Origin of the sequence: Streptomyces sp. NPDC052496 (genome assembly GCF_040679095.1) — a bacterium.
GTDB lineage: Bacteria > Actinomycetota > Actinomycetes > Streptomycetales > Streptomycetaceae > Streptomyces.
This window is the reverse complement of record NZ_JBFAUH010000029.1, coordinates 16,738-30,676: the sequence shown is the minus strand read 5'-3', so window position 1 is coordinate 30,676 and position 13,939 is coordinate 16,738. Positions and strand designations below refer to the sequence as shown.

12 protein-coding genes are annotated in these 13,939 nt (G+C 73.6%); 5 read left to right on the top strand and 7 right to left on the bottom strand.

The genetic code is table 11. The features are described from left to right. Window positions 1-29 precede the first annotated feature (29 nt). From AB0L45_RS31805 to AB0L45_RS31790, 4 genes are all read right to left on the bottom strand, one after another. Window positions 30-1,040, bottom strand: coding sequence for an LLM class F420-dependent oxidoreductase (locus AB0L45_RS31805; RefSeq protein ID WP_365846115.1), 1,011 nt, complete (start codon window positions 1,038-1,040; stop codon window positions 30-32). Between the two features lie 211 nt (window positions 1,041-1,251). Next, window positions 1,252-2,112, bottom strand: a complete 861-nt coding sequence (locus tag AB0L45_RS31800; RefSeq protein WP_365846113.1) for a DUF5336 domain-containing protein — start codon at window positions 2,110-2,112, stop codon at window positions 1,252-1,254. A gap of 176 nt (window positions 2,113-2,288) precedes the next feature. Next, window positions 2,289-3,260, bottom strand: a complete 972-nt coding sequence (locus AB0L45_RS31795) for an N-acetylmuramoyl-L-alanine amidase (protein WP_365846111.1) — start codon at window positions 3,258-3,260, stop codon at window positions 2,289-2,291. A 21-nt stretch (window positions 3,261-3,281) separates the two neighbouring features. Further along, window positions 3,282-3,932, bottom strand: coding sequence for a class I SAM-dependent methyltransferase (locus tag AB0L45_RS31790; protein ID WP_365846109.1), 651 nt, complete (start codon window positions 3,930-3,932; stop codon window positions 3,282-3,284). A gap of 295 nt (window positions 3,933-4,227) precedes the next feature. Here AB0L45_RS31790 and AB0L45_RS31785 point away from each other — a divergent pair, with 295 nt between their 5' ends. The 5 genes from AB0L45_RS31785 (at window position 4,228) to gcvH (ending at window position 10,575) form a co-directional block, all read left to right on the top strand. Further along, window positions 4,228-6,522 carry an acyl-CoA dehydrogenase gene (locus AB0L45_RS31785; RefSeq protein WP_365846106.1) on the top strand — a complete coding sequence of 765 codons (2,295 nt, stop codon included), beginning with the start codon at window positions 4,228-4,230 and terminating at the stop codon, window positions 6,520-6,522. A gap of 30 nt (window positions 6,523-6,552) precedes the next feature. After that, window positions 6,553-7,755 carry a lipid-transfer protein gene (locus tag AB0L45_RS31780; protein ID WP_365846104.1) on the top strand — a complete coding sequence of 401 codons (1,203 nt, stop codon included), beginning with the start codon at window positions 6,553-6,555 and terminating at the stop codon, window positions 7,753-7,755. Between the two features lie 112 nt (window positions 7,756-7,867). Continuing rightward, window positions 7,868-9,304 (top strand): MFS transporter, encoded by a 1,437-nt coding sequence (locus tag AB0L45_RS31775; protein WP_365846102.1) that lies wholly within the window; start codon window positions 7,868-7,870, stop codon window positions 9,302-9,304. Continuing rightward, window positions 9,297-10,130, top strand: coding sequence for an SDR family oxidoreductase (locus AB0L45_RS31770; protein WP_365846100.1), 834 nt, complete (start codon window positions 9,297-9,299; stop codon window positions 10,128-10,130). The genes AB0L45_RS31775 and AB0L45_RS31770 overlap by 8 nt, the downstream gene beginning before the upstream one ends. A 52-nt stretch (window positions 10,131-10,182) precedes the next feature. Continuing rightward, window positions 10,183-10,575 carry a glycine cleavage system protein GcvH gene (gcvH, locus tag AB0L45_RS31765; protein WP_365846098.1) on the top strand — a complete coding sequence of 131 codons (393 nt, stop codon included), beginning with the start codon at window positions 10,183-10,185 and terminating at the stop codon, window positions 10,573-10,575. Window positions 10,576-10,612: 37 nt separating this feature from the next. Here the strand turns inward: gcvH and AB0L45_RS31760 are convergent, their stop codons facing one another. The 3 genes from AB0L45_RS31760 to AB0L45_RS31750 all read right to left on the bottom strand — a co-directional run bounded on the left by AB0L45_RS31760 (window position 10,613) and on the right by AB0L45_RS31750 (window position 13,919). Then, window positions 10,613-11,251 carry a response regulator transcription factor gene (locus tag AB0L45_RS31760; protein WP_365846096.1) on the bottom strand — a complete coding sequence of 213 codons (639 nt, stop codon included), beginning with the start codon at window positions 11,249-11,251 and terminating at the stop codon, window positions 10,613-10,615. A 10-nt stretch (window positions 11,252-11,261) separates the two neighbouring features. Then, window positions 11,262-12,638, bottom strand: a complete 1,377-nt coding sequence (locus AB0L45_RS31755; RefSeq protein WP_365846094.1) for a condensation domain-containing protein — start codon at window positions 12,636-12,638, stop codon at window positions 11,262-11,264. A 129-nt stretch (window positions 12,639-12,767) separates the two neighbouring features. Beyond that, window positions 12,768-13,919 (bottom strand): sensor histidine kinase, encoded by a 1,152-nt coding sequence (locus AB0L45_RS31750; RefSeq protein WP_365846286.1) that lies wholly within the window; start codon window positions 13,917-13,919, stop codon window positions 12,768-12,770. Between the last annotated feature and the right edge of the window lie 20 nt (window positions 13,920-13,939).

Below are 13,939 nucleotides of genomic sequence, written 5' to 3'. Positions count from 1 at the left end.
GGGAGGGGACCGCTGAGTTCGGGCCCGCCTCAGCCGTTCAGTTCCGCCAGTGCCCGCAGTGTCTGCACGTCGGGGGCCGTGACGAGGAGGTCGGTCACCGGGCCCCGGCGCCAGGCGGTGAGGCGGTCGGCGAGGCGGGGGCGGGGGCCGATGAGGGAGATGGCGTCGGCGAAAGTGTCGGGGACGGCGCGGACGGCTTCGTCGCGGCGGCCCTGGAGGAAGAGGTCCTGGACGCGGTGGGCCGCTTCCTCGTGGCCCATGCGGGCCATCAGGTCGGCGTGGAAGTTGCGGGAGGCGTGGCCCATGCCGCCGATGTAGAAGGCGAGCATGGCCTTGACGGGGAGCAGGCCCTCGGTGACGTCGTCGCAGAGCTGGGCGCGGGCCATGGGGGCGACGAGGAAGCCTTCGGGGGCGTCGGCGAGGGCTGACTCGTACGCGTCGGTGCGGTAGGGGGACCAGTAGAGCGGGAGCCAGCCGTCGGCGATGCGGGTGGTCTGCGCGATGTTCCTGGGGCCCTCGGCGCCGAGGAGGACGGGGAGGCCGGGGCGGCGGGGGTGGGTGATGGGCTTGAGGGGTTTGCCGAGGCCGGTGCTGTCGGGGCCGCGGTAGGGGAGCGGGTGGAAGCGGCCGTCGAGGGTCACCGGGGCTTCCCTGCGCAGCACCTGGCGCACGATGTCCACGTACTCGCGGGTGGCGGTGAGCGGGCTCGCCGGGAACGGGCGGCCGTACCAGCCCTCGACCACCTGCGGCCCCGACAGCCCGAGTCCGAGCAGCATCCGGCCGCCGGAGAGGTGGTCCAGGGTGAGGGCCTGCATCGCGGTGGCGGTGGGGGTGCGGGCGGCCATCTGGGCGATGGCGGTGCCCAGTTTGATCCGGGTGGTGTGGGCGGCGATCCAGGTGAGGGCGGTGAAAGCGTCGGAGCCCCAGGCTTCCGCGGTCCACACGGAGTCGTAGCCCAGCCGTTCGGCCTCCTGGGCGAGTTCGACGTGCCGGGGGTCGGGGCCGCGGCCCCAGTAGCCGAGTGCCAGGCCGAGTCGCATGAGGAGGGCCTCCGTCGGGGGCGGTCCGGGGGTTCGCCGTGGGTGGCTGAGGCTGATGCCGCGTCAGGTGAGGTGATGTCGTGTCAGGTGGGTTTGGGCAGCGTAGGAGGTGGGGGGAGGGAAGGGAAGGGCGGGAAGGGGGAGGGTGGGTACGGCGAGGGCCCCTCGCCCGGGGTGGGGAGGGGCCCTGCGGTGGAGGCGGCGGGCGGTGTCAGCCGCGCTGGATGCCGGTCGTGTCCTGGAGGACGCCGCGGCGCCCGTCCTGCGTCTGCGCGATGAGGGCCTGGCCGCGCTGGTCCACGGCCAGGTACCACGTACCGGGGGCCAGTTCGGCGATCGGCGTGGGCGTGCCGTCCTCGCCGTACAGCGGACGCGCCACCGGCACCGCGAACCAGAACGGCGCGAAGTCCGCGGCGGGCGCAGGCTGCTGCGCGGCGGCCGGCGACGGCTGCTGCCCGCCGTACGACTGCGGGCCGGGCTGACCGCCCTGCCCCGGCTGCGGCTGTCCCTGGCCGGGCTGCTGGGCGCCCGGGTAGCCGTACCCGCCCTGGCCGGGCTGCTGCTGGTGGGCGCCGGGGTAGCCGTACCCCTGGCCCGGGGCCGCACCGTACGGGGACGGGGTCTGCGGCCGCGGGGCCGGGACCAGGCCGGCCTTCAGGGCCGGTACCAGCGGCGTGGCCACGGCCGCGCCGGCCAGGATGAGCGCGGCGATCAGGCCGAGGATCAGGCCGGCGCCCGCGCTGCCGCTGTTGACGGTCGTCCAGAAGGCGAACCAGGCGACGAACACGGTCCACGCGACGCCGAACTGCCCGAGGTCCAGGCCCGCGACCTTCAGCGGCTGCGGCAGGGCGCGCGCCACGACGATCAGGGCGGCCGCGAGCACGCCGGCCAGGAACATGCCCATCAGCAGGGACAGCGAGTCCCAGGCGTTCGTGGACGTGATCTTCGGGCAGAAGCTGCCGGTGCAGTCCGATCCGTCGTACGAGCTGATGTCGAGGAACGAGGCGATGAACAGCAACACCGCTGCTCCGATCACCACGCCGTCGCCTCTAGTGAGGGAGCGGATGTTCACGTAAGGGTCCTTTGTCGGTTCCGGTGTTCTGGTCTTCGCTGTCGCTGCCGTATGCGCCGGCGGGCGCGTGGCGAGGCACGGGGTGGCCCCCCATCGTAAGGGGGAACCTACCGCCGGATCCTGTGGGCCGTCTTGTCGGTATCGGTCAGGTGTCGAGTCGGTATCGGCGCCGGCCGCTAGCGGGTCAGGAAGCCCGAAATGCCCTCGGCGATCCCGCGGGCCGCCTTTTCCCGCCATTGCGGATCGGTCAATTGCGCGGCGTCCTGCGGATCCCGCATATTGCCGCACTCCAGGAACACCTTGGGAATGGTGGAGAGGTTGAGGCCGCCGAGGTCGGTCCGTACGACCAGGCCGGTGCCGCCGCCGAGGTAATTGGCCGGCGCGCTTCCGGTGGCCGCCACGAAGCGGCCCGCCAGGTGCTCGCCGAGCGACCGCGAGGGGCCGACGATGCGGGAGGTGTCCGCCGCGCCGGCGGTGACGCGGCCGGGCAGGATCACGTGGAAGCCGCGGTTGCCCCGGCCCGCCCCGTCGGCGTGCACGGACACCGCCGCGTCGGCCTTCGCCGCGTTCCCTGCGCGGGCGCGCTCGTCCACGCACGGGCCGTACGGGCGGTCGCCGTCCTGCGTGAAGACGACCTCGGCGCCCTCGGCCTGGAGGAGGGTACGGGCGCGCCGCGCCACGTCGAGCGTGAAGGACGCCTCGGCGTAGCCGTCGTTCGTGGACGTGCCGGTGGTGTCGCACTCCTTGTGCGCGTTGCCGACGTCCACCTGGCGGGCGATCTCGCGGGTGTGGTCGCGGTTGCGGGGGTTGTGGCCGGGGTCGAGGAGGACGACCTTGCCCTTGAGGCGGGTTCCGGCGCGGCCGCCGCTCCCGCCGCCGGCCCCGGCCTCGTCTCCCTTGCCGTCCCGGCCCTCGTCCTTCCCGGGGTGTCCGTCGCCGTCGGCTCTGCCCGCGCCGTCCTTGCCGGGCGTGCTGCCGGGGGAGGCCGGGCTCGCCGCGGGCAGGGCCTTGGGCGGCTTGTCGCCGCCGTGCCCGCTCGCGGACCGCCAGATCAGCCAGCCCGCGGCGCAGGCGGCCAGCAGCGCGGCCAGGACGACGAGGGTGCCGCCGAAGCGGCGGCGCGGGGGGAAAGTACTGCCGTTCGACACATCGCGATCGTAGTGGGGGGATCAGTGCCCTTCACCGGTGCGACGCAGCACGTGCAGCGATCCGTGTACCGACATTTCGGTGAAGGCGCCGGATTCCAGGGCGCGCCGGTAGACGCGGTACGGGGCCTGTCCGCCGTCCGCCGGGTCGGCGAAGACGTCGTGGATCACGAGCAGCCCGCCGGGCGCGACGTGCGGCGCCCAGCCCTCGTAATCGGCGGTGGCGTGCTCGTCGGTGTGGCCGCCGTCGATGAAGACCAGGCCGACGGGGGTGTTCCAGAGCGCCGCGGCCTGCGGGGAGCGGCCCACCAGGGCGAGGACGTGGTCCTCCAGCCCGGCCGCGTGCAGCGTGCGGCGGAAGGTGGGCAGGGTGTCCATCAGGCCGACCTCGGGGTCGACCACGGACGGGTCGTGGTACTCCCAGCCGGGCTGCTGCTCCTCGCTGCCGCGGTGGTGGTCGACGGTGACGGCCGTCACGCCCGCCGCGCGCGCGGCGTCGGCGAGCAGGAGGGTGGAACGTCCGCAATAGGTGCCGACCTCGACCAGTGGCAGTCCCAGCGCCGCCGCTTCGCCGGCGGCCGCGTAAAGGGCCAGTCCTTCGTCGAGCGGCATGAAACCCTTTGCCGCCTCGAATGCGGCGAGTATCTCCGGCGCGGGGGAGTTCGCGGCGGCCATGGGGATTCCTCCTCGGTCGTACGGTCACCGGAGTGCGGCGGTGACTCATAACGCGGATCGTACGTGCCGGTAATGCGCGCGGGCGGGGCGGGCCGTATTACGGAACGGTGGGATTCGGGTGGAATGCGGGGGCTTCGGGAGCGGGGGCGGGGAATACGGTGGCGCGGTACGGGGGCGGGTATTCCGGCCGGGGCGTACGGGTGCCCGTTCCGCCCTGCCGCCCGGGCCGTCCGGCCGGAAGCGGGTACCCAACCTGACCTACCGTCAGTTTGAAACGTGTTCTAGTCTGCCCGGCATGGCTATGGGCATGGGCACGGGCATCGGAGTCACGCCGGAGCAAGGGGAGCTGGCCGAGGCGGTACGGGGGTGGGCGGCCCGGGCCGTGCCCCCGGAGGAGGTCCGCAAGCTGCTCGACGCCGGACCCGCCCGGCGCGGCCGTCCCGCCTACTGGGACGGGCTCGCCGCGATGGGGCTCCTCGGGCCGCACCTGCCGGCGGAGTGCGGCGGTGGCGACGGTGAACTCCTCGACCTGGCAGTCGTGTTGGAGGAGACCGGCCGCGCCGCGCTGCCCGGCCCGTACCTGCCCAGCGTGCTCGCCTCCGAAGTGCTGCGGCGCGGCGGCGCCACCGGCCTGGTACGTGCCCTGGCCGCCGGCGACCGCATCGGCGCCGTCGCGCTCGGCACGGGCACGCTCCGCGCGGCCCCGTCGGCGGACGGGTACGTACTGGACGGCACCGCACCGCCCGTCCTCGGCGGCGGCGACGCCGACCTGATCCTGCTGGCGGCGGACGTGGCAGCGGAAGGCGGCCCGGGGGAAGCGGTGAAAGCGGTGGATGTGGCGGGTGTGGCGGAAGCGGAAGGCGGCCCGGCGGAAGCACCGCCCCGCACCCTCTGGCTGGCCGTCGACGCCGACACCCTCTCCGTCCAGGTCCCCTCCGCCACCGACCCGACCCGGCCCGCCGCGCGCGTGACCGCCGAAGGCGTCACCGTCCCGTCCGCGCGGGTGCTGGACGTCGATTCCGCCCTCGTGCGGGACCTGGCCGCGACACTGTTCGCCGCCGAGGCGTGCGGCACGGCGGAGTGGGCGCTGCGTACCGCCGCCGCGCACGCCGCCGTACGCGAGCAGTTCGGGCGGCCGATCGGCCAGTTCCAGGCCGTCAAACACCTCTGCGCGGACATGCTGGTACGCGTCGAGCAGGCCCGCGCCCTGGCCTGGGACGCGGCCCGCGCGGCGGACGCGGACCCGGCCACCCGCGGCCTCGTCGCCGCGCTGGCCGCCGCCACCGCCCTGGACGCCGCCTTCACCTGCGCCAAGGACTGCATCCAGGTCCTCGGCGGCATCGGCTTCACCTGGGAGCATGACGCGCACCTGTACCTGCGGCGGGCGACCGTGGCCCGCCAGCTGCTGGGCAGCGGCGGCGGCCACCGGCTCCGCGCGGCCCGGTACGGCGCCGGCGGCGCCCGGCGTGAGCTGCGCATGGACCTGCCCGTGGAGCGGTCGCGGGAGGCGGCCCGGTACCGCGAGCAGGCCCGCGAGGTGATCGCGAAGGTGCGCGGCCTGGACCCCGGTGCCGTACGCCGGGAGCTGGCGCCCACCGGGTACGCGGCGCCGCACCTGCCCGCCCCGTACGGCCTGGCCGCCGGCCCCGTACAGCAGCTCGCCGTCCAGCAGGAGATGCGCGACGCGGGCGTGCGGATCAGCGACCTGGGAATCGCCACCTGGGTGGTGCCCTCCCTGATCACCTACGGGACGCCGGAGCAGCAGGAGCGTCACCTGCTGCCGACGCTCCGCGGCGACCGGTCCTGGTGCCAGCTGTTCTCCGAGCCGGAGGCCGGGTCCGACCTGGCGGCGCTGCGCACCCGGGCCGAGCGGGTGCCCGACGGCTGGCGGGTCGACGGCCAGAAGGTGTGGACCTCGGCGGCGCAGTGGGCGGGGTACGGCATCCTGCTCGCCCGTACGGATCCGGCGGCGCCCAAGCACCAGGGCCTGACCTTCTTCCTGGTCGACATGTCGACACCCGGCATCGAGGTGCGGCCCCTGCGGGAGATCACCGGTGACGCGCTCTTCAGCCAGGTCTACTTCGACGGCGTACTGCTGCCGCCGGACGCGGTGGTGGGCGAGGTGGGCGACGGCTGGCAGGTGGCCCGGCACACCCTCGGCAACGAGCGCGTCCACATGGCCGACCAGGTCACCTTCAGCACCGGCCTGGAGGCGCTGATCGAACGGTCCGCCGCGCTGGACGGCGCGGTACGCGAACGGGTGGGCGCCCTGGCCGCCGAGGCGCACGCGCTGGCCTGCATCCGGCTGCGCACCACCCTCCAGCAGGTGGCGGGCCGGGAACCGGGCGCCGGCGCGAGCATCCGCAAGCTGGTGCAGACCGCGCACCAGCAGAAGGTCGCCGAGCTGGCGCTCGAACTGCTCGGCCCGGAAGGCGCGACGGCGGAGGGCGAGGCGGAACGCGCCCTGCACGGCTTCCTGATGTCGCGCTGCCTGACGATCGCGGGCGGTACGACACAGGTGCAGCTGAACGTCGTCGCCGAGCGCCTGCTCGGCCTGCCCAGGGATCCGGAGCCGCGCCCGATGGTCTGACGGACCGGGCGCCCGACGAGAGGACGGACGATGGACCTGTCCGGCACGGCGTACATCATCGGCGTCGGCATGACGAAGTTCGAGAAGCCGGAGACGCGGGAGTGGCAGTACTGGGACATGGCCGGGGAGGCGGGCGGCAAGGCCCTCGCCGACGCGGGCATCCCGTACACCGCCGTGGAACAGGCCGCGGTCGGCTACTGCTACCAGCCCTCCACCGCCGGCCAGCGCGCCGTCTACGAGCTGGGCCTGACCGGCATCCCCGTCTACAACGTCAACAACAACTGCGCGACCGGCGCCACCGCGCTGATGATGGCCCGGCAGTTCGTCGCCTCCGGCATCAACGACTGCGTCCTGGCCCTCGGCTTCGAGAAGATGCAACGCGGCGCGCTCGGCGGCGGCGCGGACAGCGGCGACTTCGCGGCCTCACCCGTGGCCCGCCACTACGGCGTGATGGCCGCCGCGCACGGCTTCGAGATGACCCCGCCCACCGCCCAGATCTTCGGCAACGCCGCGCGCGAGCACATGGACCGCTACGGCACGACGGAGCGGCAGCTCGCCGCGGTCGGCGCGAAGAACCACCGGCACTCGGCGGACAACCCGAACGCCCAGTTCCAGGACGTCTACACGGTCGAGGAGATCCTCGCCGCCCGGACCGTCCACCGGCCGCTGACCAAGCTCCAGTGCTCACCGACCTCCGACGGCTCGGCCGCCGCCGTCGTGGCCTCCGCCCGCTTCGTCCGCGAGCACGGGCTCGCCGGCCGGGCCGTGGAGATCGCCGGACAGGCCATGGCGACGGACACACCGGACAGCTTCGCCACCGGGACCTGCATCGACGTGGTCGGCCGGCCGATGTCCCGGGCGGCCGCCCGGCAGGCGTACGAGGCGAGCGGGCTCGGCATCGAGGACGTGGACGTGATCGAGCTGCACGACTGTTTCTCGGTCAACGAACTCCTGACGTACGAAGCGCTGGGCATGTGCCCGGACGGCGCGTCCGGCAAGCTCGTCGAGGACGGCGCCACCACCCACGGCGGCCGGTGGGTGGTCAACCCCTCCGGCGGCCTCATCTCCAAGGGCCACCCGCTCGGCGCGACCGGCCTGGCGCAGGCCGCCGAGCTGGTGTGGCAGCTGCGCGGCACGGCGGGCGCCCGGCAGGTCCCGGGCGCGCGGACCGGGCTGGCGCACAACATCGGGCTGGGCGGGGCGGCGGTGGTGACGTTGCTGCGCAGGGAATGAGGCGAAGGAGGGGCGGCGGAGCGGCGGACCTTGGACCTAGGACCTGTGACCGGTCACGCCCGGGCCGATAATCCGATGCCGCGGACGCGTGCCGGGTGCAACGATGGAGACCATGCCCCCGACAGCCACTCCCGCCACCCTGCCCGAAAACGCCCGCCGTACCCCGCCCGTCTGGCTGGTGACGCTGCTGGTCTGCGCCGGGCAGTTCCTCGTCGTCCTCGACGTCTCGGTCGTCAACGTCGCGCTGCCGAGCATGCGCACCGGCCTCGGGCTGAGCGAGCTGGGGCTGCAGTGGGTGGTCAACGCGTACGTGATCACCTTCGCCGGGTTCATGCTGCTCGGCGGCCGGGTGGCCGACATCTTCGGGCGCAAACGTATCTTCGTGGTGGGGCTCGCCCTGTTCACCGTCGCCAGCCTGGCGGGCGGTCTGGCGCAGGAGCCGTGGCACCTGATCGCGGCCCGTACGGTCCAGGGCATCGGCGCGGCCGTCCTGTCCCCGGCCACCCTCACCATCCTCACCACCGCGTTCCCCGCGGGCCCGGCGCGCACCCGCGCCATCGCCACCTGGACCGCGGTCGGCGCGGGCGGCGGCGCCGTCGGCGGCCTGGTCGGCGGGGTGCTGACCGAGTACCTGTCCTGGCGCTGGGTGCTGCTGATCAACGTGCCCGTCGGCGCGCTGGTGCTGGGCGGGGCGCTGCTCTGGCTCACCGAGAGCCGGCGCGGCGCGGGGCGGCGGCTCGACATCCCGGGCGCCCTCCTGGTGACGGCGGGCCTCGCACTGGTGGCGTACGGCATCGTGCAGACCGAGTCGGACGGCTGGACCTCGGCGAGCGCGCTGCTGCCCCTGGCGGCCGGCCTGCTCGTACTCCTCGCCTTCGTGGCCGTCGAGGCCCGTACGAAGGCACCGCTGATGCCGCTGACCCTCTTCCGGCTGCGCTCGGTGTACGCGGCGAACAGCGCCATGGTGCTGGCGGGCGCCGCGATGTTCTCCATGTGGTACTTCCTCTCCCTCTACGTGCAGAACGTCCTCGGCTACACGCCCCTGGAAGCCGGCCTCTCCTTCATCCCGCACTCGCTGAGCATCGTGCTCGGTTCGAAGATCGGGCCGCGCCTGATGAGGCGGATGGGCGCCAAGACCCTGGCCGTCACCGGCGCGCTGGTCTCCGCGGCGGGCATGCTCTGGCAGGGGCAGATGGGCGCCGACGGCACCTACCTCGGCACGCTGCTCGGCCCCGGCATCCTGATGGCCTTCGGCGCGGGCCTGACCGCCACCCCGGTCGCCTCCATCGCGACCTCCGGCGCCGCCCCCTCCGACCAGGGCCTGGTCTCCGGCCTGATCAACACCTCGCGGCAGATGGGCGGCGCGCTCGGCCTGTCCGTCCTGTCCACGGTCGCCGCCACCCGGATCGAGTCCGGTCACGGCGGCCCGGCGGCGATGGCCGACGGGTACGGTCTCGCCTTCCAGGTCGGTACGGTCATCCTGCTGGCCAGTGTGCTGCTGATGGTCCTGGCCCTGCCCCGCCGCCCCGAGGACGCCCACCATGCCTGACACCACCCCCGGCACCACCCCCTTCCCCGGAACCACGCCCGACACCACCCCCGGCACCGACTCCTTCCCCGCCACCGGCCGCCGCGTCCTGGTCAGCGGGGCCTCGCGCGGCCTCGGCCGGGCCGTCGCCCACGCCTTCGCCGGGAACGGCGACCGGGTCGCGGTGCACTACGGCTCGCGGCGCGCGGACGCCGAGGAGACGCTCGCGGCCCTGCCCGGCAGCGGCCACGTCCTGCTCGGCGCCGACCTCGCCGACCCGTCCGGTGCCGCCGCCCTGACCGGCGCGGCCGTCGAAGCGCTCGGCGGCATCGACGTCCTGGTGAACAACGCCGCCGTCAACACCCCGCACCCGCCCGCGACCACCCCGTACGACGACTGGACCGCCGCCTGGCAGCAGCACGTGGCGGTCAACCTCCTCGGCACGGCGCACCTCAGCCACGGCGCGGCCCGGGCGATGATCGCGCAGGGCACCGGCGGCCGGATCGTCAACATCGGCTCCCGCGGTGCCTTCCGCGGCGAGCCCGACCACCCCGCCTACGGCGCCACCAAGGCCGCGGTGCACGCCCTCGGCCAGTCCCTGGCCGTCGCCCTCGCCCCGTACGGCATCGCCGTGGCCTCCGTCGCCCCCGGCTTCATCGACACCGACCGGGTGGCCCACCGTCTGACCGGCCCCGAAGGCGCGGCCATCCGCGCCCAGAGCCCGTTCGGCCGCGTCGCCACCCCGGACGAGGTCGCGGCGGCCGTACGGTGGCTGGCCTCCCCGGAGGCCCGGTGGAGCTCGGGCGCCGTACTGGACCTCAACGGGGCCTCCTACTTGCGCACCTGACCGCCCGCCGGAAGCCTTCCCTCCGCCCGGGCGGGGTGGCACCGTCCGCGGCATGGCGAACATCCCCGCGGATCTTTCGTACACCAAGGACCACGAATGGGTCCGGGTCAGGGACGATCAGGTCACCGTCGGCATCACCCACCACGCGCAGCGGCAGCTGGGTGACATCGTCTACGCCGAACTGCCCAAACAGGGCGAACGGTTCGAGGCGGGCGACGCGTTCGGCTCACTGGAGTCGGTGAAGGCCGTCACCGAGGTCTACGCCCCCCTGACCGGCACGGTGCTCGCGGTCAACGACACCGTCAACGACGCCCCCGAACAGATCAACGACGACCCGTACGGCGACGGCTGGCTGATCATCCTCCGCCTCTCCCGCCCCGCCGAACTCGACGCCCTGCTGGACGCGAAGACCTACGGGAGCTACCTCCAGGAGGAGTCGGCCTAGGCCGCGTGACACTCGTGATGCTCCGCCCCGCCGCCCGCTAGAGCCACCCGTTCTGGCGGGCGCTGCGGGCTGCCTCCATGCGGTTGCGGGTGCCGGTCTTGCCGATGGCGCTGGAGAGGTAGTTGCGGACGGTGGCCTGGGAGAGGTGCAGTTTGCCGGCGATGTCGGCGACGGTCGCGCCGTCCACGGCCGCGGTCAGGACGTCGCGTTCGCGCGGGGTGAGCGGGTTGGGGCCGGCGCTCAGGGCGGCGGCGGCCAGGCCCGGGTCGATGACCCGCTCCCCGGCCAGCACCCGCCGGATCGCCGCCGCCAGGTCCTCCACCGGCCCGTCCTTGACCAGGAAGCCGGCGGCACCCGCCTCCATGGCCCGGCGCAGGTACCCGGGCCGTCCGAAGGTCGTCACGATCAGCACCTTGCAGGACGGCAGCGCCTCCCGCAGCTCCGCGGCGGCGTCCAGCCCGCTGCGGCCCGGCAGCTCGATGTCCAGCAGCGCGACGTCCGGGCGCGCCTCCAGCGCCGTCCGTACGATCGCGTCGCCGGCCGACACCTGGGCGACGACCTCCATGTCGTCCTCCAGGTTGAGCAGCAGCGCGAGCGCGCCCCGCATCATTCCCTGATCCTCGGCGAGGAGGACCTTCACACACGCGTCGGCCTGCTCGCCGCCCTGGTCGGTCATGGGGGCAAGACTAGCCAGCCACCGAGACGACGGTCTCGCGCAGCCGGTCGATGTAGCGCCGCAGGCTGCCGTACGCGGCGTCGGTGTCCGGGTAGCGGCCGGCGAACTGCAGGCCCTCGTGGAGCCGGGTGATCCACGCGCACACCTGGTCGCCGTACGAGACCCGGATCAGCCCGTACGCCTTGAGGTGCTGCCAGCGTTCGGAGCCCGGGACGCCGCGGGCGTCGACGAAGGAGACGATCGAGTACAGGTCCGGGGAGGTGGGGCGGAAGTCCGAGCCGAGCAGCCGGAGCACGCGGGCCAGCGGGATGCGGGACAGGGACCGGTTCTCGCGTAAGGCGGCGCGGACCATCCGCATGGCGCTGTCGAAGTCCGGCGCCTGCCCCACGGGCACCTCGATCGGCGCGCCGCCCACGTACCAGCCCACGGAGTCCGACCACTGGGATCGCGCCCGGGTGTGGAACGGCACGACGGTGCGGTACACCTGGTGACCGCCGAGGTCGCGGACGATCAGGGCGGTGGCCGCCAGCACGCCGATGAAGCTGCCGCCGTACGGGCGGCAGTACGCCTCGAAGGCGGCCGCCGCGGCGTCGTCCACCAGCATCTCGTGCAGGAACTTCTGGGTGGGCAGCGGCCCTTCGGGGACGAGGCCGAGGTCGAGGGGGAAGTTCGGCAGCCTTCCGTCGCACTGGTCGATGAACTTCCGCCAGCGGGCGACGATCTCGTGCGCGTCGTCGACCTGGTCGGCGTCGGTGCGTTCGGTCGCGCAGAAGTCGACGTAGCTGGCGACGGGCGCGGTGTCCACGCTGCGGCGTTCGAGACCGGCCGCGTACAGCTCGTGGATCTCCGCGGTGATGCGCTGGATGGAGTACGCGTCGACGTTGCTGTGGTCGAACGCCATGTACACGCTGGTGCTGTCGTCCCGGACCACCGCGGCGAAGAGGAAGTTGGGCCAGCCGAGCGCGTCCGCCTCGGCGTCGAAGCGGTCCTGGAGGTGTTGCACCAGCGCCGTCGCGTCGGGGAAGTCGCCGGCCTCCCGGCGGTGCAGGACGACGGCGTCGGCGTCGAGCGTGAACCTCTGCATCTCGTCGTCGTGCCAGCGGAACCCGCTGCGCAGCGTCTCGTGCCGCAGCGTCCAGGCCCGCAGCGCTTCCTGGAGGACGTCGAGGTCGGCCTTGCCGGGGATGTCGAAGGCGGTGCCGAGCCAGGTCGGTACGAACAGGCCGTCCTGGCGCACCGAGCGAGCCGTGCGCACGTGGGACTCCTGGATGTACGCGGGCGGCCGGGCGTCCTTCGGCAGGTTCAGCGCGGTCTCGACGGCCGTCGGGTGCAGCGTCCACTCCACCAGCCGTCCGGGCCGGACCTCGCAACGCTGGATGTCGGTCATGCGCACAGCGTTCTCCGTTCGTAGGCGCGGGAACTCCGCTACAAGGTTGTCCCGGACGGGGCGGAAGTCATGTCCTGAGGTGAAAGGCGTGTCGCGGTGTGAACGGTGCCGTACGCGGCGGGAGGTGCCTCAGTGTTCCCTCGCCGGCTCCTCCCCGGCCACCGGCAGCTCCGCCACCAGCCGGAATCCGCGCCGCCCGTCCGGCCCCGTGTCCAGCGTGCCGCCGGCCGCCGCCAGGCGTTCGGTGAGGCCCTTGAGGCCGGTGCCGCCGGTGGCGGGCGGCGCGTCGGACGGTATGGGGCCGTGGCCGTCGTCGGTGACGGTGAGCCGGGCCCGGTCGCCCGCGGCGTCGGTGCGGACCTCGATCTCGCAGCGGGTCGCGCCGCTGTGCCGGACGGTGTTGGTGACGCCTTCGCGGACCACCCAGCCGAGCAGCGCGCTCGCCTGCGGCGGCAGCGGCGGGCCGGACTCGCGGACGACGGGCTCGATGCCGGCGGCCTGGAGGGCGGAGCGGGCGCGGTCCAGCTCGGTGCTCAGGCTGCCCTCGCGGTAGCCGGTGACCGCCTCGCGGATCTCGGTGAGCGCCTGGCGGCCGACCGCCTCGATGTCGGAGGTCTGGGCCAGCGCCGCGTCCAGGTCGCGCGGCGCCAGCCGCCGTACCGCCTCCGCCTTGACGACGATCACCGACAGGGTGTGGCCGAGCAGGTCGTGCAGGTCGCGTGAGAAGCGCAGGCGCTCCTTCTCCACGGCGGTGCGGGCCAGTTCCTGGCGGGTCGCGTCGAGCTTCCTGACGGTGTCGAAGAGGTTCAGGACGGTGGCGGCGACCATGCCGGAGAGGAAGGTGCCGTAGCCGATGGCGGTGGACATCCAGTGGTCGGCGAAGCGCACGCCGGTGATGGTGCCCGCCGATCCGCTGAGCACCATCAGTACGAGGAAGTGCTGTTTGCCGTGGAGCGCGCGGACCGCGCCGGAGGCCAGTGACAGGAGCGGGAAGAACAGCATCCAGGCGTGGCCGAAGGTGAGCGTGATGGCGTAGGTGACCGCGGCCAGGGCGGCGAAACCGTACAGCGGGATCCGGGAGTCGCGGTAGCGCGGGTTGAAGGCCGAGAAGACGACGAAGATGTAGATCGAGTTGAAGGCGAGCAGGCCGAGACCGGCCAGCCAGGTGTTCTGGTCCTTGCCGCTGATGATGTTGGACAGGGCGCCGATGCCCATCAGCAGCCAGGGCAGGAAGGTCTGGGGGCGGGGGCCCTTGCCCTTGAAGTAGGGGGTGGACGGGATGGTGCCGTGGCCGTCACCGC